This window comes from Halovivax asiaticus JCM 14624, from assembly GCF_000337515.1.
GTDB classification, from domain to species: Archaea; Halobacteriota; Halobacteria; order Halobacteriales; family Natrialbaceae; genus Halovivax; species Halovivax asiaticus.
Map to the genome: position 1 here is coordinate 240,162 of NZ_AOIQ01000014.1, position 18,559 is coordinate 258,720.

The window sequence follows — 18,559 nt, forward strand, 5'->3', positions numbered from 1 at the left end:
TCCGTGCTTCGATGATCGTCACGGCACGCCCACAAGGGATTTGCTGGTCCGTCACTCAAACAGGTTCAGATGCGACACTGTCTGTCGATCGTATTCGTCTTTCTTCTCGTGCTATCGCTCCCCGCGATGGCCGTCGGGCCCGCAGCGGGAACCGCGGGTTCGGCGTCGACCGGGCCGGGAGACGAGCGCCCGACCGTAGCGGCCACGACGTCGGTGGCGACGGTTCACTCCTCGGTCGCGCCGGGCGAGGCGAAACCGGCCCGCCCGAGCGCCGCAGCGACGCGAGAGACGATCGATTCGTCGCTCGAACTTCGCCAGCGACCGGACGAGCCGGGCGAATTCGGCGCACAGGCGACGATTTCGATCCCCGACGCGGTCACCGCCCTGGAACTCTCCGCGCCGTCGGAGGCGACGATCGAGGCGACCGACGGGTTCGCGAAGATCGATTCGAACACGCTCGAGTGGGACGGTGAAACGGCGGCCCCCACGGTGACGCTCGGGGTCGAGGCGAATCGCCAGTACCAGGAGGGTGGCCATCGATCGACGGCGACCGCCCAGCGCGGCGGGGACCTCGACTTCGCCGAGACCGGCGAGTGGGGAATCGTCGCGGTCCCGCAGCTGTCCTACGGCTGGCAGTACCGACGCGGCCACTCGATCTCGGTCGAACGGACGGTGAGCGTCGACGGCGAGGGTGCCGTCGGCGAGACGATCGCCGTCTTCGGACCCGTCGAGGAGTACGTCTCCGAAGCCAACGGCGAGCGGCACCGGCTCGTGGTCCCCGAGGCGGCCGATCTCGCCGAATCGCCGGAAGCGATTCTCCAGGCGCTAAGCGGGGCGAGCCAGGGGTTGGACGTCGGCGCACGAAACGACGAGTTCTTCGTCGTCGCGGCGCCCGTTGGGGAGGTCGACTGGCGCGCCGCCGGACTGCAGTATGGCGACAGCGACGCGTGGGTTCGGGCCGACGCCGACCTCGAACGGCCGGGGAACGTCTGGCTGCACGAGTACACTCACTCGCGCCAGCCGTTCGCTGGCGTCGGAAACGGCACGACGGCCGCCACGCGGTGGCTCGTCGAGGGACAGGCCGATTACTACGCCGCGACTCTGGCACTCGAACTCGGATACGTCGAGTACGACGCGTTCCGCCGGTTCGTCGAACGAGGCTCTCGGTATCCCTACGACCAGGGTGTCCTCGCCGACCCCGGTACCTGGGCCGACAGGGAGACTACGTACGCCCGCGGTCCGCTCGCCCTGTTGGCGATCGACCGCGAGATCAGGCGCGCCACCGACGGCGACCGCAGCCTGCAGGGAGTCTTCAGGCGGGTAGGCGCCGCGGAGCAGCCCCTCGAACTGGCCGAATTCTACGCGGCAGTCGAGGATGTCGGCGGCCCCGACGCTGTGGCGACGGCCGAACGCGTCGTCGAAACCGAGACGATCCCGGACACGCGCTCCGAGTCGGCGTATCGGTCGCTGTTCGCCGTCGAACCGACCGCGTTCGACGCCGCCTTCGCCGAGGAGCCGATCTCCATCGCCGGTCCCTATCGCGACGGTTCCGTCGACGAACTCGATGAACTCGTCCCTGGTGAGACGGCGACGATACCGATCACGGTCACGAACGTCGACGCGACGGCGGGATACTACGACGCCGCACTCGCCGTCGACGGCGAGATCGTCGATGCGACCGCCGGCCAGCTGGGCGCCGGGGAGCGAACGACCGAGACGGTCGCGTTGACGCCGTCGGAACCGGGACCGTACGAGTTGCAGGTCGGTGACGACCGTCGAACGGTCACCGTCGAGGCGGCAGCCACGGCGACCGTTACCGACCTCGTGGTCTCTGACCGCAGCGTCGACGTCGGCGACGACGTCACGGCGACGGCCGTCGTAACCGGCCACCCGGATCGGCCGTCGACGCGCAAGGTGACCATCCGGACCCCCGGCGGCACCGTCGCCGAGGAGACCGTTCACCTCGCTCCCGGTGAGTCGACGCGGGTCGAGGCCACGTTCACGCTCCGCGAGAACGGGCTGAACCAGGTGACTGCCGGCGATCGGCAGACGTTGGTCGGTGTGGGTCGAATCGCCGGCTACGCTGCAGCGGCCGAAGCGGCGGTTACCTCGCTCTCGGCGACGGCCATCGCGGGCGTAACGGCGCTCGTCGCCGCGCTCGGCGGCGTGCTCGCCGCTCGACGGCGCGGCCTCTGGGGAGACGAGTGAGTGGCCCAGACCTGCGACACAGGGACCTGATTTTCGCGAGCGAAGAGGACGCACGCGACGGCAAGGGGGATGTTCGGCGATGGTGGTGACGAGCAATTACTCCAGCGCGTCGGCGAGCCACGGCGCGGCCGATACCGCACTGGCAGGCCCCTCGATGGTGTCGGTGCCGTAGATCGCCTCGACGCCGGCGCGAGCGAGGCGCGTGTAGGCAGCGCCGGCGAGCAGCGGGTGCACACAGCTGACGTAGACGCGGGCGGCACCGCGGGCGTCGAGGACGCCGATGGCCTCGCTCATCGTCCCGCCGGTGGCGACGATGTCGTCGACGACGACCACGGCCCTGTCGGCGACGCGGACGTCGCTCGGTGCGATCTCGACCTCGGTTCCGGACGTGCGAGTCTTCTCAAAATAGTCGGTCGTACCCGCCCCGTAGGCGTCGCGGACGGTCTCGGCGATGTCGACGGCGCCCGCGTCGGGCGAGAGGAAGATGGGGTCGGTCAGGTCGTCGGGGAGCGGCTCGGCCAGTGCCGGCGCGACATCGACGGCCGTCGCCGGCGGGTCGAAGAAGTCACAGATGGCGGCTTCGTGAGGGTTCGCGGTGACGACCCGGTCGGCACCGGTCGAGAGCGCCCGGGCGACGGCCCGGGCGGAGATCGGCTGGCCGGCCTCGAACGAGGCGTCCTGACGGGCGTAGCCCATGTAGGGGACGACGGTGACGATCTCGTCGACGCCAGCCTCCCGGGCGGCGTCTTGCAACTGGAGGAGTTCGACGTGCGCGTCGCTGGAGACGGTCGACGCGACGATCACGACGCGGTCCGGGACGCGCTCGGCGTCCGCGAGACCGGGCACGGAGGCGAGCAACTCCCCGTCGGGAAACTGTTCGATGGATACCGCGGCGAGCGGTTCGTCGAGCTCAGCAGCGAGCGTGGCGGCCAGCGACTGCGAGGAAGACCCACTGACGATCATATTGGAGACGACTGGCGGCGGCTACGAACCGGTTTCGGTTGTCGGTAGCGGCGCCGGCTCGAGAGCGAGACCAACGAACGAGACGGGAAGCGAGGCTTCACCCGCGAGCGTACTCACTCGGTACAGAACGCGTCGTTAGCGGGCGCAGTGATACGGAGCGTGCCGGATTGGTCGATGAGAACCATCAGCGAGAGGCAGTCGGGATCGTTCCAGTCGGCGGGGGTGACCTCGACGAAACTCTCACCGTCGAGTCGTGCACGGACGCGGACGTCACCGTTAGCGCCATCCCAGGCCCGATCGAGGGTGATACCGCCGGTTCCCGCTTCGATCTCCTTCGTCGGCCAGGATTGAATCGTGCTGTCGATTTCGACCTGGATCGTCACGGTGTGTGCAGTGTCGTTCAGGTTGTGAAGCGTGATGTCGCCGAGGACGGTCCCGTCGACGGTCGACGATTCGTCCGTCGGCTCGGAATCGTCCGACGGATTCGCATCGCCGTCGGTTCCGTCGTCGGTCGAGCCGTCGTCGGAGCTATCGTCCGGGTCACTCTCGTCACCACTGAGACAGCCGGCCGTCGCGCTCACACCGAGCGCGCCGGCGACGGCGAGGAATCGGCGTCGTGTCCGCTGTGTCATACGTGATTCTTCGACCTGTCGCGGATAACTGTTTGTCAGACATATGTCTGGACTTCGACTGTTTCGGGCCAACTGCGTCGTCCCTCTCGGCGAGTCGGTTACGGGGACCGCGGTAAATCTCGTTAGTCGACGAGTGCGATCGCGGCCGGATCACGAACCCCTAGCACGTGACGGCGGTGGTCGGTACGGTCGGCGGCTACGAGCGACCCAGCATCGGTGATCGCGTAGACGGGACCGGCCGGCCCAGCCGTCAGATCGACGATCTGGTCGTCCGCGGTGGTGAGTGTCCGGTGGGTCGGCTCTGCGTCCGATTCCGCGAATTCGAGTGCGACGAGTGTCGTTCCGGACGCGACAGCCGAGCGGGTGGGTTCGGACCCGCTGGGGTGGGCTACGACGGAGACGGCATCGACCGGGTTGTCGAGCAGCGAGTCCCACTCGCTCTCGAACGCGTACAGTCCCGACTCGGTTCCCGCCAGCACCACTCCGTCTGACGCGACGTCCCGGACCTCGTCGAGGCCGATGGCCCGGAGCGTCCGGTCTCGGATGCGGAAGACGCCACGGTCCGTCGCGACGTACGGAGCGTCGATCGCTGCAACGGACGGACGCTGGACGGGCTCGTCAGCGACCGCCTCCCTCGGCGCAGAAATCTCGATCCACGACGAGTCGGCGGCCGGCTGCCCATCAGCGTACTCGAGACAGCGGAGTTCGCCGTCCGGCGTGGCGGCGACGATCGTCTCGGGTCCGGCATCGACGCAGGTCGCGGGGCCGAATCCGGTCGGTTCGAGCGCGTCCGAGAGCGACGTCGAGAGATCGGGGCCATCGGTCGCGCCGGATCGGTCGAAATCAGTCGCCGGTTCGGCGTCGGTCGTCGACTCGGTTCGCGCGACGGTCGATCCCGCCACTGTTCCGACGAGAACGTCGTCCTCGGTCGCGACCGCGACGACGTGGCTGAGACCGTCCGCGTCGGTCGCAACCGACTCGACGGCCACGTCACGGGCCGATCGTCGATCGACCAGCGAGAATTCGCCGACGGCGGTGTCCGTGACTCGAACGACGACGAGGCCGGTTGCACTCGCCACGAGACACGAACGCGCGCCGACGTGCTCGTCGTAGACCCGCTTCTCCGTCAGGGTCTGCATACCAGCCGATTCGGCGCGGATCGTAGAAAGGATTGGCATCACCCGGCACCCGTGGTGTCTCGAACCGGTGGCAGCCGCGTGACGCTTCGGAATGTCTTTGAGGTGGGCGGTCGGAATAGCGTTCGATGGAGGTATTCGGGTCGAGCGGGGCACGCGGCGTAGCGAACGAGGAGTTGACACCGGCGTTCGTCCTCCGCGTCGCGAAGGCGGCTGGGACGGCGTGGGACGCTCCGCGCGTCGCGATCGGCCGCGATACGCGTCACACGGGCCGGATGCTCGTCGACGCGGCGACGAGCGGGCTGGCGAGCGTCGGCGCCGACGTCGATCGACTCGGAATCACCCCGACGCCCGGTGTCCAGGCCTACGCGGCGCGCGAAGGCGTACCGGCGATCGTCGTCACGGCTTCGCACAACCCGCCCGAGTACAACGGCGTGAAGCTGATCGGCGCCGACGGCGTCGAGCTCTCGGTCGCCGAACTGGAGACGATCGAGGGGACGCTGCTCGCCGAGGACTTCGCCGACGTCGCCTGGGACGAGATCGGGCAGGTTCGAGCGATAGACGGCACTCGAGAAGCGTACGTCGAGGACGTCCTCGCCGCGGTCGACCGCGAGCGGATCGCCGCGGCCGACCTCACCGTCGCGTTAGACCCCGGCCACGGCGCCGGGTCGCTGACGAGTCCGGACGTGTTCCGGGCGCTGGGCTGTCACGTCGTCACCGTCAACGCCCAACCCGACGGGCACTTCCCCGGGCGCGATCCGGAACCCGTCGCGGAAAACCTGGGCGAACTCGGCCGACTGGTTCGCGCCGCCGACGCCGACGTCGGCATCGCCCACGACGGCGACGCCGACCGGGCGATCTTCTTCGACGAGTCCGGCACCTACGTGGAGGGAGACGCGACCTTCGCGGCCCTCGCCGCGGCGGAACTCGACGCGAACGACGCACTCGTCTCCGCCGTGAACGTCTCCCAGCGACTCGTCGACGTCGCCACCGACGTCGGAGCCGACGTGGAACTCACGCCGATCGGGTCGACGAACATCATCACGCGCATCCGCGAGCTCGACGCCGAGGGACGCCACGTCCCGATCGCCGGCGAGGGCAACGGCGGGATCTTCTTCCCCGACTACCGACTCGCGCGCGACGGCGCCTACATCGCGGCTCGCTTCCTCGAACTCGTCGCCGAGACGCCCGCCAGCGAACTCGTCGCGCCGTACGACGGCTACGCCAACGTCCGCCGAAACGTCGAGTACGCGTCCACGGCCGAGTGCGACGCCATGCTCGAGGCCGCAGCCGCCTACGCCGAAGACGCCGACGCGTCGGTAACCTCCCGCGACGGCTACCGGCTCGACTACGGCGACGCCTGGGTGCTCGCTCGCCCCTCGGGAACCGAGCCGCTCGTGCGCATCTACGCCGAGGCCCGCGAGCGAGAACGAGCCGAGGAACTCGTGGCGGACGTCCACGAGGCGCTGCTGGCCGCCACGGGGCAGGCATAACGGACACCGGCCAGTCTGGCAAAACGGAAGTCAGTCGATTCGTCGATTGCTGTCTGTAGCTCGCTGCGTTCCCATTCCACCAGGACCGTCGTTCAGTCGGCGTTACGAACCGATTGCCGCGGCGTACGTTTTGCCGAGGCGCTCCGTCGCGAGGAGCACGCGGTGGGCGACGACGAGCACGACGACCGCGAGGAGGATGAGCACGCCCTCCCCCACCGTCGGGAGCAGGCCGAGCGAGACGATGAGCGTGGTCGCACAGGCGGGCGGATGACGAGTGTCCGTCGCGAGCATCCCGCCGGCGGTGAGCGTCGTCGCGAGGACGGCGCTCGCCCCGAGGCGCAATCCCGCGATCGAGCCCGGCGCCGTCGCGGTCGTCATATCGGCACCGCCAGCGAGAAGCGCGTACGCGAGGAGCCCAGCGACGACGCCGACGGCGTGACCGCCGATCACCCGTCGCGGAGACGTCGACTCGCCGCGTTCGAACAGCGCGAGGACATACGCCGATGGCCCGAGACTGGGAAAGAGTATCGGGAGTCCCGTGAGCCAGGCCAGCGCCGCCGTCGTCGAGAGGAGCACACCGGTGTGCAACGTCGTGCCGACGCGGTCGTCCATCGCCCGTCAGTCGCCACTACACGGGCAAAGACTCCGCGGTTTCGGAGCGGAGACGAGCGGAACCACACGACACTCGACGGTCCGCGACGGGCTGTCGCTACGACTCGCCAGTACCGCGATCGTCGGCGGGGACGATCGTCACCGGGACCGGCGACCGCCTCGCGACAGCCTCGGCAACGCTGCCGAGCAGGACGCGCGAGACGCCCGATCGACCTTCGCTGCCCATAACGATGCCGTCTGCGGGTTCGGTGCGGACGTACTCGACGATCGCATCCGCGGGTGCACCCTCGATTACGGTCGTCTCGACGGTGGCGTCGTGCTCGTCGGCGGTAGTTCGAACGTCTGCGAAAAAGTCCGGTTCACCGTCGGCGACGCCCGGCGCACCGCCGCCGTAGGCCACTTCGAGGTCGTCGACGACGTGGACGACGGTCACCGCGACCTCGCCGAACGCGGTGAGCGCGTACTCGAGTGCGGAACGAGCGAGCGCCGAATCGTCCATCGGGACGAGGAGCTGCTGAGTCACGGACGAGGCTACGCAGTCGGACGGATAAAAGTCGATGGGTCCGCGTCGAGCGGCGTCAGGTCACGTCGTCGGCCGATTCCAGCGCGTCTTGCAGCGCGGCGCGTTCGGCTCGAAGGGCCTCGAGGTCGGCGGCGACCTGCCCAGCTTCGATGCGCTCGCGTTCGCGCTCGCTCAGTTCGGTTCGAGCGGTCGCAGCGGTCTGGAGCCGATCGTACGCCGGATCGTGGACGAGGTCCCCGACTGCCTGGAGCGCGACGACCGGGTCCGTCTCGACGTCGATGACGGTGTCCGCGAGTCGGGTGACGAGCGGGCGGCGTTCGCGCACCTGAAACCGCAGCGTCTCGGCGGGTGCTGGCGGCCACGGGATCGTCAGCGGCTCGGCGTCGAGGCGCTGCAGGTAGGTTCGCTGGGTGGCCACCTGGCGCTTGAGTTCGTCGGGATCGTCGACGTGGTGGGCGAGTTTCGACCGCGAGTACGCCGCGTACTCGAGGAGTTGTGAGACGGTCGACTCGCCTGCTGGATTCGACTCGACGAAGTCACGGAGATCCGCAGGCGGTCGCTCGAAGTCCACGAGCGGGTAGAGGCGACTCCGTTCGAGGAAGGCAAAGACCTCGCGGGCCGAGGCCGTCGATAGATACGCGTCGACAGCGGCCTCGACGGCCCGGTTGTAGGTCTCGATCGGGTCCCGAATGCGATCGACCGGGACGTCGAGATCGACCGACGCGAGTTCGACGAGACGATCGTGGCGGGCGATCTCGGCGTCGAGGGTGTCGATTCGTCGGCGGGCAGCTTTGCGAGCTTCGTGGAGGTCGCTCGTCGCCGCCTCGCGTTCGTCGAGGAGCGAAACGTAGCGCTCGGCGGGGTCGAGGGCCGCCTTCGCCGCCTCGAAGTCCTCGTCGTAGAGACGACGCTTGTCGATAGCCTCGTAGGCGTCCTCGAACGCCGCCCGCTCCACCAGGTCGTCGTCGAGTCCGTCGACGAGATCGTCGAACTGCGCCTCGAACTGGACGTAGGCCGCGAAGGCCTCGCGACCCGTCCCGACCGCCCGCTCGTCGTTGTTCTCGAGGAGTTTCCGGGCTCGGCGATAGGCCTCGGCACCGCGTTCGACTTCGTCCGCGCCGATGTCGTCGATTCGATGCTGGACGGACTCGACCCGATCGATCGCCGCCTCGAGTTGGGCCAGCGCATCACTGTCGATTTCGCGGGCGGTCGAGTTCGGCCCGGCAGCGTCAGCGCCATCACTGCCAGATTGCACAGGATTCGACATGGTTACTCGTAGACGGCCTCCGGATCGAACACCCGTTCGCCGACGTGGTCGCCATCGACGGTGCGGTAGAAACACGAGCGATGGCCGGTGTGACAGGCGCCGCCCTCCTGCTCGACGAGATAGAGGAGCGCGTCCGCGTCACAGTCGACCCGGACCTCCGCGACGTGCTGGACGTGGCCGCTCGAACCCCCTTTCTGCCAGAGTTCCTCACGGGAGCGCGAGTAGTAGTGTGCCAGTCCCGTCTCCCGGGTCCGCTCGAGCGCCTCCGGTGAGACGGAGGCGAGCATCAATACCTCGCCCGACTCGGCATCCTGGGCGATCGCGGGGACCAGTCCGGTCTCGCCGAAGTCCACCTCGACGTCAGTCATACGTGACAGGTCGGTGGGGAGAGCGATAGGCCTTACGACGAACTTTTTGCGCGAACGAGTGCGGGCAGTTGCCCGCAACTCGTCGCGAAAAACTTCGATGAAAAAGGACCGCGACGGAATCGCCGGAAAACCGCATCCACCTGTTCTCAGATGTTCCGAGCCGTGGTCCAAGCGGTGGAGCCGCGATCCACGGGTGGCACGGATGCGCGACAGTTTTGGCATGGGCGCTACATGGGGCGCTCACGACATGCCCATGGCCGACGATCGACGGGGTGTCGCCGACGGACGCGAGAAGCGAAAGAAGTGGATCAGCCGATTCCACGAGACGCACCCGCTTCGCTCGTTCATCTTCTTCGACCTGGTGGTTTGGCTAGCGGCCATCGGCATTGTCCGGTTGCTTCCCTTCGTGAGCGTCCGGTGGTGGAGCGCCGGCTCGGTGCTCGCCATCACGGTCAGTACCTGGGTCGTGCTCGTCTTCGAACGACCGCAACGGCCTGGATTCGACCGTAGATGAGTCGATTACCGTCGGGCGTCGAGGCGGTTCCGTCATCGGATAGCGGCGATTCCGCGCGCCTGGAGCCGGTTTTTCGCCGATAGAGACAGCACTCGACGGGCGAGTTCGACCCCGAGAAACAAACTTTCGGTCGGGACTAGGGCACTTGAACACTTCAGTCTACCGGTAGGAGTGGACGGTAGCGTCAGGGCTTGTACCCCTCGGATTGTACCGAATCGTGCAATGGAAGAATTGCCAGCGGGTGAGCGAATCGAGACGGTGCTCGGACGGGTGGAACCAGTGCGATCCCTTCATGCAGTCCCGCCGCACGAAGTGTACGAGGTCGAAGTCGACGACCGTCGGGCGGTCTGCAAGGTGTCCGTGGACGATCGCGGGTCGGCCGGTGTCGAGGGACGAGTCCTCCGGTACGTAGCGAGGGAGACGTCGATTCCGGTTCCCGAGATATTCGACGTGGGTGCGGGCTGGTTTCTCGCGGCCTACCGGGACGATTCGCCGACAGAACCGCCGGAGGACGAGCAGGTCCTCGAGACGGACTGGCTCCGGATTGCCGGACGGACGCTCGCGACGCTCCACGGCGAGGCGACGTTCGACCGACCGGGGTTGCTGGCGATCGACGGCGATCCCGCCGATCCGGAGAGCGACCTGCGGATCGACACCGACCGAGATGCGACGTGGAGCGACGCGCTCGATGATCAGCTGGCCGTCTACGAACGGACCGTCTCCGCCACCGGATACGAGAGCGCGGTCGCCGAAACGCGGGCGTTCCTTCGGGATCACGCCGCCCGATTCGACTGTCTTGACGGCGAAGCCGCGCTCTGTCACGGCTGGTTCACGCCGGACCACGTCGCCGTCGCCGGCGGCGACACGACCTGTGTCATCGACTTCGAACACGCCCTGGCGGGCAGTCCCGAGTGGGACTACTGGCGAACCGCCGTCCCGCTGTTCGACGGGGGCGGCTGGGAGGGACCGGACGACGCCGAGGCGACGTTCCGAGCGGCCTACGAGTCCGTCCGACCGCTTCCGGACGGATTCGACGAGCGAGCCGACGCCTACCGGGCGTTCGTCGCCGCCTCACACCTCGACTCGCTCACCACCCAGCGAGGGATCGACGAAGAAACGCAGGACGTCGCGTCGTTCCTCTCGGCGTTCATCGACGAGACCCTCGCCACCTGCCGAGACGCGTGGACGTGAGGCGGTTATCGCTGGAGCGTTTCGAGGGTTTCTGCGGCCTCGTTCGCGGCTTCGAGACACTCGCGAGCGTATCGGGGGTCGTCGGTCGTCGCCGCCTCGCGTGCGAAGCGTTCGAGTGCCGCCCGGAGCGAGGTCACCGCGTCGGTCGCGTCGCCGTCGGCAGGCCGTGCGGGCGTGCGTCTCGGCGGCGTCGACGGGCCACCGGTGGCGCCGGCGTCGGGACCGGCCAGTTCCGACGGATCCGGTGTGTCGACAGCGTCCGGGTTCGTCGGCGACGACTGTGGGTCGAACGATTGGCGCTCCGGTTCGACCGACGACGGCTCGCGGGGCTCGTCGGCCGTGCGCGAGTCGTTCGGTGCTTGCGACGTCGGTTCTGGGCGGCGGTCGGACGTACCGTTCTGGGGGGCGTCACCGGCAGCGGCGCCGTTCGCCGACGCCTCGACGCCCTCCGGACCACCGTGACAGGACGGACAGAAGGTGGCACCGTTCTGCTGGAAGAGCGGGTCGCCACAGGTGTTACAGTGTGAGTTCGTCATCGTCGCGCCCTTCAACAGGAGGTCGCTCATGCGCTGGGTGGCCTCACGCTCGGTGTCGTCTTCCTCGTACTTCTCGCGCAGTTCCTCCCGGAGGGCTTCCTTGTCGATACCGCCGTCGTCGTCCTCCGTCTCGCTCATAGACGACTAGTGGGGCTGGAACGTCGAAAAGGCTACGACCCGCGTCAGGGACTGGCGTCGGTGGCCGTCGATCGCGTTCCGCCGCGGCCGTCGCAGACCGTCCCCGAAGGCTCACTCCGTCCGTCGAAACATCCCGTTCGACGCCGGACGGGTCGCTTCGAAGCCGAATCGCTCGTAGAAGCCGTCGACGTCGGCGAAAAGGTTCACGTAGGCGTTCGGCGGGGCCGTCTCGGCGATCCAGTCGTCGATCGCGGACATGATCGCCGTTCCCAGGCCCCGGCCCTGGTGGTCGGGGTGGACGGCCATGTCGCAGAGCTGGTAGACGGTTCCACCGTCGCCGACGACGCGTCCCATGCCGACCGGCTCGTCCGTCGGCTCGTGGACGACGGTGACACCGAACAGCGAGTTCGGGAGGCCGCGTTCTGCACCGTCGCGTGATCGCGGGGGCATGCCGGCGGCCTCACGGAGCACGAGGAACGTCTCGGTGGTCGGGACCTCCCGCCGAAGCGTGTAGCCGTCGGGAACGGTTGCGGGTGCTGCCATGCAGGAGCGTTCGCCGGCAGTGAAATGAGGGTGACGGTGACGACGGGTGTGCTACTCGGAGACGGCGGATTCGACGAACTCGACCGCCGCTTGGGGGGTCGACGCCGTCTCCATGTCGAGACTCGGGACCTCCGCCGCCCCGAGACCCACGATCGGACGCTCGTACACGTGGGCGAACCCGATTTCGGAGAGGGTACCGGTGCTTCCGGCGAGGGCGATTACCGCGTCGCCGTTCAGCGGGACGAGCGCGTTGCGAGCGTGACCCATGCCGGTCGCGATCGGGACGTCGACGTGGGGGTTGGCGTCGGCGACCGAGTTGGTCGGAAGGATGCCGATGGTGCGGCCGCCGGCCTCCGACGCGCCGCGACAGACGGCCCACATGGTGCCGCCGAGTCCGCCGCAGACGACGTCGTGACCCCGGGTTCCCAGCTCCCGGCCGACTCGCTCGGCGAGTTTCGACTCCGCATCGGTGATCTCACCCCCGCCGATGACACTGACGCGCATGAGAGAGACAGGACGGGCCGGGCCCTTGACTGTTTGGTACCCGGAGGGCATCCAGTTCAATTTGAAATTCACGTCTGAGATACTATCGTCGAGACTGGACCGCCGTTCCGCAGACTCGAATGGACTGTTGTCGGCAACGTTCACGGACGCGGACGGCAGTGCCGTCAGCGGTGATCGGTCGCGGCGACGGGCGACTGGCGGAGGGGGATCGACGATCAGATGGACGGGTTACCCAGGCCAGACGGAGCCGGGTCCAGACCACCAGTACGACGGCAGAAGGATAGGTTCTGCGGAGACGGGCCGTTATTTCAATAGAAGATAGTGACCAGTAGCATTATTCCGGGTGGTGATATCCACGATTGTGTATGGGAACTAGCCACAACCTCTCGGACTACGATACGGTACGGGAAGCGTTTACGTGGGACGACATCGCCGCAGAAGCTGACTGGGACGCACCGACCACCCTGAATATCGGGCACGAGGTTGCCGACCGACACGCGACCGACCGGGGACGGGTCGCGCTCTATCAGGTCGGAACCGACGGGGAGCTGTCGACGATGACGTTCTGGCAGCTCGCCGATCGGTCGAACCAGTTCGCAAACGTCCTCGACGACATCGGTGTCGAGCAGGGCGACCGGGTGTTCTCGTACGTGCCCCGGACTCCCGAACACTACGTGGCGCTGGTCGGGACGCTCAAACACGGCGCCGTCTGGGGGAGCATCAACGAACGGTTCGGTCCCGAGGGCATCGCCGCCCGGCTGGGCGACTGTGACGCGACGGCCGTCGTCACGACGAGCGATAACCGCGACACGATCGCGGACGTACTGGACGACGTCCGGACGATCGACCACGTGATCACCGTCGACCGTGGCAGGGGCGTTCCCGCAGACGACGTGGCATTCGACACCGCCCTCGACGCCGCGAGCACGGCATACGACGTCGCCGAAACCGGTGCTGAAGACGACGCATTGCTGTACTACACGTCGGGGACGACGGGGCCCGCCAAAGGCGTCCTGCACAAACAGCGCTGGCTCCTCGGCGTCGCCGCGACCCAGAAGTACGCCGTCGATCTCCAGGCTGACGATCTCTACTGGTCGACCGGCGACCTCGGCTGGCTCACCGGCGCGATCAACACGCTCGGCGCCTGGTTCTGGGGAACGCCGCTGTTCACGTACGAGGGCGAGTTCGGTCCCGAAACGTGGGCCGAACTGCTCGACGAGTACCCGATCACCGTGCTGTTCTCGGTGCCGACGGCCTACCGGATGCTCCGGGAGAACGAAGCCGTGCTCGCCGACGTCGACCTGGATCTGCGACACGCGCTCTCGATCGGCGAACCGCTCAGCGCCGGCATCGTCGAGTGGGGCGAGGCAGAACTCGGCGTCACGATCCTCGATACGTACGGCCAGACCGAGACCGGGAACATGATCATCAACAACTACCCGACGATGGAGCTCCGACCCGGGTCGATGGGGAAGCCACTGCCCGGCATCGAAGCAGACATCGTCGATCCCGAGACGGGGGCGGTCATGGAACCCGGCGAGACCGGCGAGATCGCCCAGCGCGGCGACTAGCCGTGTTTCTTCGCCGAGTTCTGGAACAGGCCGGAACAGACTCAGAACGCGTTCGTCGACGGGCCCGACGGCGAATGGTACCTCTCTGGCGACCTCGCACACAAAGACGAGGACGGCTACGTCTGGTTCGAGGGACGGGCCGACGACGTCATCCTCTCGTCGGGCTATCGGATCGGGCCGTTCGAGGTAGAGAGTGCACTGGGCGAACACGAGGCCGTCGCGGAGGCGGCGGTCGTCCCCCGGCCCCACGAGGAGCGGGGCAACATCGTCAAGGCCTACATCGTCCCGAGCGAGGGCGCCGAGTCGTCAGAACGGACGAAAGAGGCGATTCAGAATCACGTGAAAGAGGTGCTCTCGGCGCACGAGTATCCCCGCGAGATCGAGTTCAGAGACGAACTGCCCAAAACGGTGACGGGCAAGATTCGCCGCACCGAGCTTCGGGACGACGCTGCGAACGACGTGGCCGAAGAAGCTGAGGCCGAACCCTGAAAACGGCAACAAACGTGGGTTGGTATCGACCACCGCTCCAGCCCGCCTCGTCCCAATCGAACGGCGCACCGTCACGGGACCCGACGGTTTAACCAGTAGGAAGTCGTATCCGAACCCGGCATGTCAAAAGTTAGCGTGGTCGGCGCCGCCGGGACGGTCGGCGCCGCCGCCGGCTACAATCTCGCACTGCGCGACGTCGTCGACGAACTCGTCTTCGTCGATATCCCCGACCAGGAGGACGTCACGATCGGCCAGGCCGCCGACACGAACCACGGGGTGGCCTACGACTCGAACACGACCGTTCGGCAGGGGACGTACGCGGACACGGCCGGGTCCGACGTCGTCGTCATCACTGCCGGGATTCCCCGCTCGCCCGGCCAGACCAGAATCGACCTCGCGGGCGACAACGCGCCGATCATGGAGGACATCGGGTCGTCGCTCGCCGAGCACAACGACGACTTCGTCACCGTCACGACCTCGAACCCGGTCGACCTGCTCAATCGCCACCTCTACGAGACTGGCGACCGAGCCCGCCAGCAAGTGATCGGCTTCGGCGGTCGACTCGACTCCGCCCGCTTCCGGTACGTCATCGCCCAGCGCTACGACGCTCCCGTCCAGAACGTCGACGCGACCATCCTCGGCGAACACGGCGACGCCCAGGTCCCCCTCTTCTCGAAGGTTCGCGTGGACGGCGAGGACCTTGCGTTCGATGAGAGCGAGCGAGAGGAACTGCTCGGCGAGCTCCAGGAGAGTGCGATGAACGTCATCGAGAAGAAAGGCGCCACGCAATGGGGCCCCGCGACCGGCGTCGCCCACACGGTCGAGGCGATTCTGCGGGATACCGGCGAAGTCCTGCCCTGCAGCCTAAAACTCGACGGCGAGTTCGGCCACGATGGCACCGCCTTCGGCGTGCCGTGCAAGCTCGGATCCGACGGCGTCGAGGAAGTCGTCGAGTGGGACCTCACCGACGACGAACACGACCAGCTCGACGAGGCCGCCGAGAAACTCACGGAGCAGTACGAGAAGATCGCCTGACACGGTCAGTGCCAGAAGCTGGCGACACCGGGTTCATCCCGCTATCGCATCGGTTCGAACCGCACGTCCCAGCCCGGTCGGGCGTCACACGGACCTCGATCGTTCGGGTGGCTAACCCGGCCGATCGGCATTGTCCGACACTGTCACCGCCGCTGATCGTGCCCGAGAGCGGCCCGGAGAATCCGCATGCCAGGCGCGGTGATGCCGTAGTTTTCCATGCCGAAGGGATGCATGTTCGACTGGTTGGCCGGCGGCAGGAGGCTGCCGATAACGGTGATCGAACCGAGTTCGCCGACGATCACGTCGCCGTCCGTCGTGGCGGCTACGTCACCGCCGGCCGACGTGAACGCGTTCTGGTTCACGGTGTGGACCGGCGACTCGTTGCTGGGCGTGTAACCGATCGTCGGGCCCGTCCAGAGTTCGCCCTCGAGCGAGCTGACGTGGTTCACCAGTTCGTGGTTCGACGTGCTCTCGAGTGTGGCAAACTGCCGGGTGGTTCGGTTCACGTCCGAAGCGCTGATCGAGCCCGCGCCCTCGACACTGAGCGAGCCCAGGAGCGAGAGGCCCGCGTCGGTCAGGACGAGGTCGCCGCCGGCGTCGACGTACGCCTCGATCGCGGCGACGTAAGTGGAACTGTCGACGCCGTCGTCGTGGAGGATCACTAGCTGATCGTGGGCCGGCTGGCCGCCGCTAACCAGCGCACCGCTTTCGACATCGCTCACGGAAAGCGTCGCGGCCGAGCCGTCGACCATGGCGTCGCCGTACTCCTCCAGGAAGGTGACCGGCGTCACGTCGTACGGACGCTGGTCGTAGTCCATGGTCCCCGGATCGGGCTGTCCGCTGGCATCGATGGTCGCGAACCGGAGAGCGGCCGTACCACCCTCACCGCGAGTGCGTCCGCTCTCGCCTCCGGCGCGGTCGCTCTCGCCGCGAGCACGCTCGTCCCCGCTCTGAACGCGGACTTCCCAGGTTCCCGAGTCGGGATCGGTCACCAGCCAGTCCGCGCCGCGGCCGAATTCCCGCCCGCGGACCGGCGCGGAGCGAATCTCGGTGCCGTCCGGCGCGATCAGCGAGGCCTCGTCGATGCGGCCCGTCGCTTCGGTGACGTCGATCGAGAGGGTGTGGACGCCGCGGTCGACACTGATTGGGTGGCGTCCGCGACCGATCGCCGCGTCGATCGTGGTCTCGTCACGCGAGAGCGTCGTCGCCGAATCGATCGTGACGTCGTTCGAACTACGGGCCACGGTCGGACTGTCGACGATCGCGAGCGAACGGCCGTCGGTCTCGATCCCGCCGTCGATCGGCTCGCCCGCGACGCGCGCGAGTTCGCGCATGCAGATCTGGTAGGCCGCCGTCTGCACCGTCACGAGGCCGGCGTTGAAGGGGACAGGACTGGCCGTCTGGGCGTTGTCGATCGCCATTTCGTAGCTGAGTACCGTCGCACCGAGTCCACCCATTTCGACGGTCTTGCCGAGCCAGCCACCCATGCTGCCGGTGACGTTGTAGTCGATCGTGTCCGCGGTGGTCCCCCACTCGTAGGGCACCGAGGGTACCTCGTAGATGCCGCGCTGGGAGGCCGCGTCGGAGATCTCACTGCTGTACTGGTCCATCAGCGGAGCGATCTCGTCTTCGTAGGCCTGATTCGTCCGCTCGTTGAGGGCGTCGATCGCTGCCTGGTCGCGCGGCCCGTACTCGCCGTTTCCTTGCATCGAGTTGACGAAGTGGTTCGAGCCGTACATTCCGTGGAAGTCCGAGGCGTAAGCGACGTCGTCGTATTTGCGGAGTTCGTGGACGAGCCAGAGGACGTCCGGGACGTTCTGTTCGTACTGACTCTCGACGTCGTCGTCCGGGCCGCTGGGATCGTCGTTGACCAGATTCTGGCCGTTCGGTTCGCCGGGATACCGGTTGGGATCGATGAGCCCCGCGGTCGGGTACTGTCGGTTCGGATCCAGATTGGAGCCGTTCACACGCGTGAAGGTATCGCTCGAGGAACTGGCTGCCGAGACGGTTTCGGGATGTCTCGCCATCCAGCCGTCGGGGTTCGACAGGACGAAGACGAGGCCGATGTCGTCGAGCCAGGACTCGAGTGCTTCCTCCTCGCCGCGGAGGACGCCTTCGAGGAGGCGCATCCCCGCTTCGACACCGCTTCGCTCGTCGCCGTGAATGCTGAGCGAGTTGACGACGACCGATTTGTCGGTGATCGTATCCACGTCGTTCGAGAGTTCCGCGACCACGAGGTCGTAGGAACGCCGGTCGCCGCTTCGTCGGTTGTCCAGGCCCGGCGTGTTCCCGAAGCGTTTCACGTTGACGCGGTCGGGATATTCCGCGGCGAAGTGTTCGAGGCCGTCGACGGCCTCCTCGTAGGCGATGTAATCGAGCGCGTCCTGTGGGTCGGGAAACACCCGGTCCGGGTAGTCGTGGTGCTTCCAGAACGGATTCGCGCCGGGCGAGAACTCGAGTTGCGTTATCAGCGGCAGCTGTGCGAGTTCCGCGGCTTCGTCGGGTGTCAGGCGTGCGTACGCCGCGGGCCACGGGTTCTCCGTCGTTCGGACATCGGTCCCGAAGCCCTCGATCTGGGCGAAGCCCCGTTCGTCGAAAAGGTGAAGCAATGTCGGGATTCGCTCGCCGCTTCCCACCCGATCCACGACGAACGCGTACTCGTCGGTCATCGCGGACTGTGTCGTCGGCGTCGATGCACCTGCCGTGTCGACGAACAATCCGCTCACTCCCGCGCCCGCGGCGGCGAGGAACGAACGCCGGCTGACAGGGCAGGGTCGGTCACTGACTGATCGCTGTGCGCGGTGGTTCGGATTTTCGTCCATCTTCCCTCAGGAGT

16 protein-coding genes and 1 pseudogene are annotated in these 18,559 nt (G+C 67.3%); 6 read left to right on the forward strand and 11 right to left on the reverse strand.

The features are described from left to right. The first annotated feature begins 69 nt into the window (after positions 1–69). Positions 70–2,208, forward strand: coding sequence for a CARDB domain-containing protein (locus C479_RS08745; RefSeq protein WP_007701086.1), 2,139 nt, complete (start codon positions 70–72; stop codon positions 2,206–2,208). A 96-nt stretch (positions 2,209–2,304) separates the two neighbouring features. On the opposite strand, the gene C479_RS08750 is transcribed toward C479_RS08745, so the two are convergent. From C479_RS08750 to C479_RS08760, 3 genes are all read right to left on the reverse strand, one after another. After that, positions 2,305–3,171 (reverse strand): ribose-phosphate diphosphokinase, encoded by an 867-nt coding sequence (locus tag C479_RS08750; RefSeq protein WP_007701090.1) that lies wholly within the window; start codon positions 3,169–3,171, stop codon positions 2,305–2,307. A 113-nt stretch (positions 3,172–3,284) separates the two neighbouring features. After that, entirely contained in the window at positions 3,285–3,803 is a 519-nt protein-coding gene (locus C479_RS08755; RefSeq protein ID WP_007701109.1) for a hypothetical protein, read from the reverse strand. Positions 3,804–3,925: 122 nt separating this feature from the next. Beyond that, positions 3,926–4,942 (reverse strand): HVO_0234 family beta-propeller protein, encoded by a 1,017-nt coding sequence (locus C479_RS08760; RefSeq protein WP_007701111.1) that lies wholly within the window; start codon positions 4,940–4,942, stop codon positions 3,926–3,928. Positions 4,943–5,067: 125 nt separating this feature from the next. Here C479_RS08760 and glmM point away from each other — a divergent pair, with 125 nt between their 5' ends. Further along, entirely contained in the window at positions 5,068–6,432 is a 1,365-nt protein-coding gene (gene glmM, locus C479_RS08765; RefSeq protein ID WP_007701114.1) for a phosphoglucosamine mutase, read from the forward strand. Positions 6,433–6,534: 102 nt separating this feature from the next. Here the strand turns inward: glmM and C479_RS08770 are convergent, their stop codons facing one another. The 4 genes from C479_RS08770 to hisI all read right to left on the reverse strand — a co-directional run bounded on the left by C479_RS08770 (position 6,535) and on the right by hisI (position 9,202). Next, complete coding sequence (locus C479_RS08770) at positions 6,535–7,044, reverse strand: HPP family protein (RefSeq protein ID WP_007701117.1); 510 nt, start codon at positions 7,042–7,044, stop codon at positions 6,535–6,537. A gap of 97 nt (positions 7,045–7,141) precedes the next feature. Beyond that, the gene (locus C479_RS08775) at positions 7,142–7,567 is read right to left on the reverse strand and encodes a universal stress protein (RefSeq protein ID WP_007701120.1); all 426 of its coding nucleotides are present in this window, start codon (positions 7,565–7,567) and stop codon (positions 7,142–7,144) included. 55 nt (positions 7,568–7,622) lie between these two features. Further along, positions 7,623–8,834, reverse strand: coding sequence for a DUF7118 family protein (locus C479_RS08780; protein WP_049907178.1), 1,212 nt, complete (start codon positions 8,832–8,834; stop codon positions 7,623–7,625). Positions 8,835–8,836: 2 nt separating this feature from the next. Beyond that, positions 8,837–9,202, reverse strand: coding sequence for a phosphoribosyl-AMP cyclohydrolase (gene hisI / locus C479_RS08785; RefSeq protein ID WP_007701125.1), 366 nt, complete (start codon positions 9,200–9,202; stop codon positions 8,837–8,839). Positions 9,203–9,404: 202 nt separating this feature from the next. Here hisI and C479_RS08790 point away from each other — a divergent pair, with 202 nt between their 5' ends. Together C479_RS08790 and C479_RS08795 are read left to right on the forward strand one after the other, a co-directional pair. Beyond that, on the forward strand, positions 9,405–9,716 hold the full coding sequence (locus tag C479_RS08790) for a hypothetical protein (RefSeq protein WP_152415845.1): 312 nt from the start codon (positions 9,405–9,407) through the stop codon (positions 9,714–9,716). Between the two features lie 222 nt (positions 9,717–9,938). Further along, positions 9,939–10,907, forward strand: a complete 969-nt coding sequence (locus tag C479_RS08795; protein ID WP_007701131.1) for a phosphotransferase family protein — start codon at positions 9,939–9,941, stop codon at positions 10,905–10,907. Positions 10,908–10,912: 5 nt separating this feature from the next. Here the strand turns inward: C479_RS08795 and C479_RS08800 are convergent, their stop codons facing one another. The 3 genes from C479_RS08800 to C479_RS08810 form a co-directional block, all read right to left on the reverse strand. Next, positions 10,913–11,581, reverse strand: coding sequence for an Sjogren's syndrome/scleroderma autoantigen 1 family protein (locus tag C479_RS08800; RefSeq protein ID WP_007701133.1), 669 nt, complete (start codon positions 11,579–11,581; stop codon positions 10,913–10,915). Positions 11,582–11,692: 111 nt separating this feature from the next. Next, complete coding sequence (locus tag C479_RS08805) at positions 11,693–12,124, reverse strand: GNAT family N-acetyltransferase (RefSeq protein ID WP_007701141.1); 432 nt, start codon at positions 12,122–12,124, stop codon at positions 11,693–11,695. Positions 12,125–12,175: 51 nt separating this feature from the next. Next, the gene (locus C479_RS08810) at positions 12,176–12,628 is read right to left on the reverse strand and encodes a TIGR00725 family protein (RefSeq protein ID WP_007701143.1); all 453 of its coding nucleotides are present in this window, start codon (positions 12,626–12,628) and stop codon (positions 12,176–12,178) included. Positions 12,629–12,993: 365 nt separating this feature from the next. On the opposite strand from C479_RS08810, the pseudogene C479_RS08815 reads away from it, so the two are divergent. Both C479_RS08815 and mdh read left to right on the forward strand, forming a co-directional pair. Beyond that, positions 12,994–14,688, forward strand: a pseudogene (locus tag C479_RS08815) (acyl-CoA synthetase). Positions 14,689–14,808: 120 nt separating this feature from the next. Continuing rightward, a complete protein-coding gene (mdh, locus tag C479_RS08820) occupies positions 14,809–15,723 on the forward strand; it encodes a malate dehydrogenase (RefSeq protein WP_049907179.1) in 915 nt (304 codons plus the stop codon). Positions 15,724–15,866: 143 nt separating this feature from the next. On the opposite strand, the gene C479_RS08825 is transcribed toward mdh, so the two are convergent. Then, on the reverse strand, positions 15,867–18,545 hold the full coding sequence (locus C479_RS08825) for a M14 family zinc carboxypeptidase (RefSeq protein ID WP_007701155.1): 2,679 nt from the start codon (positions 18,543–18,545) through the stop codon (positions 15,867–15,869). Positions 18,546–18,559: the final 14 nt, after the last annotated feature.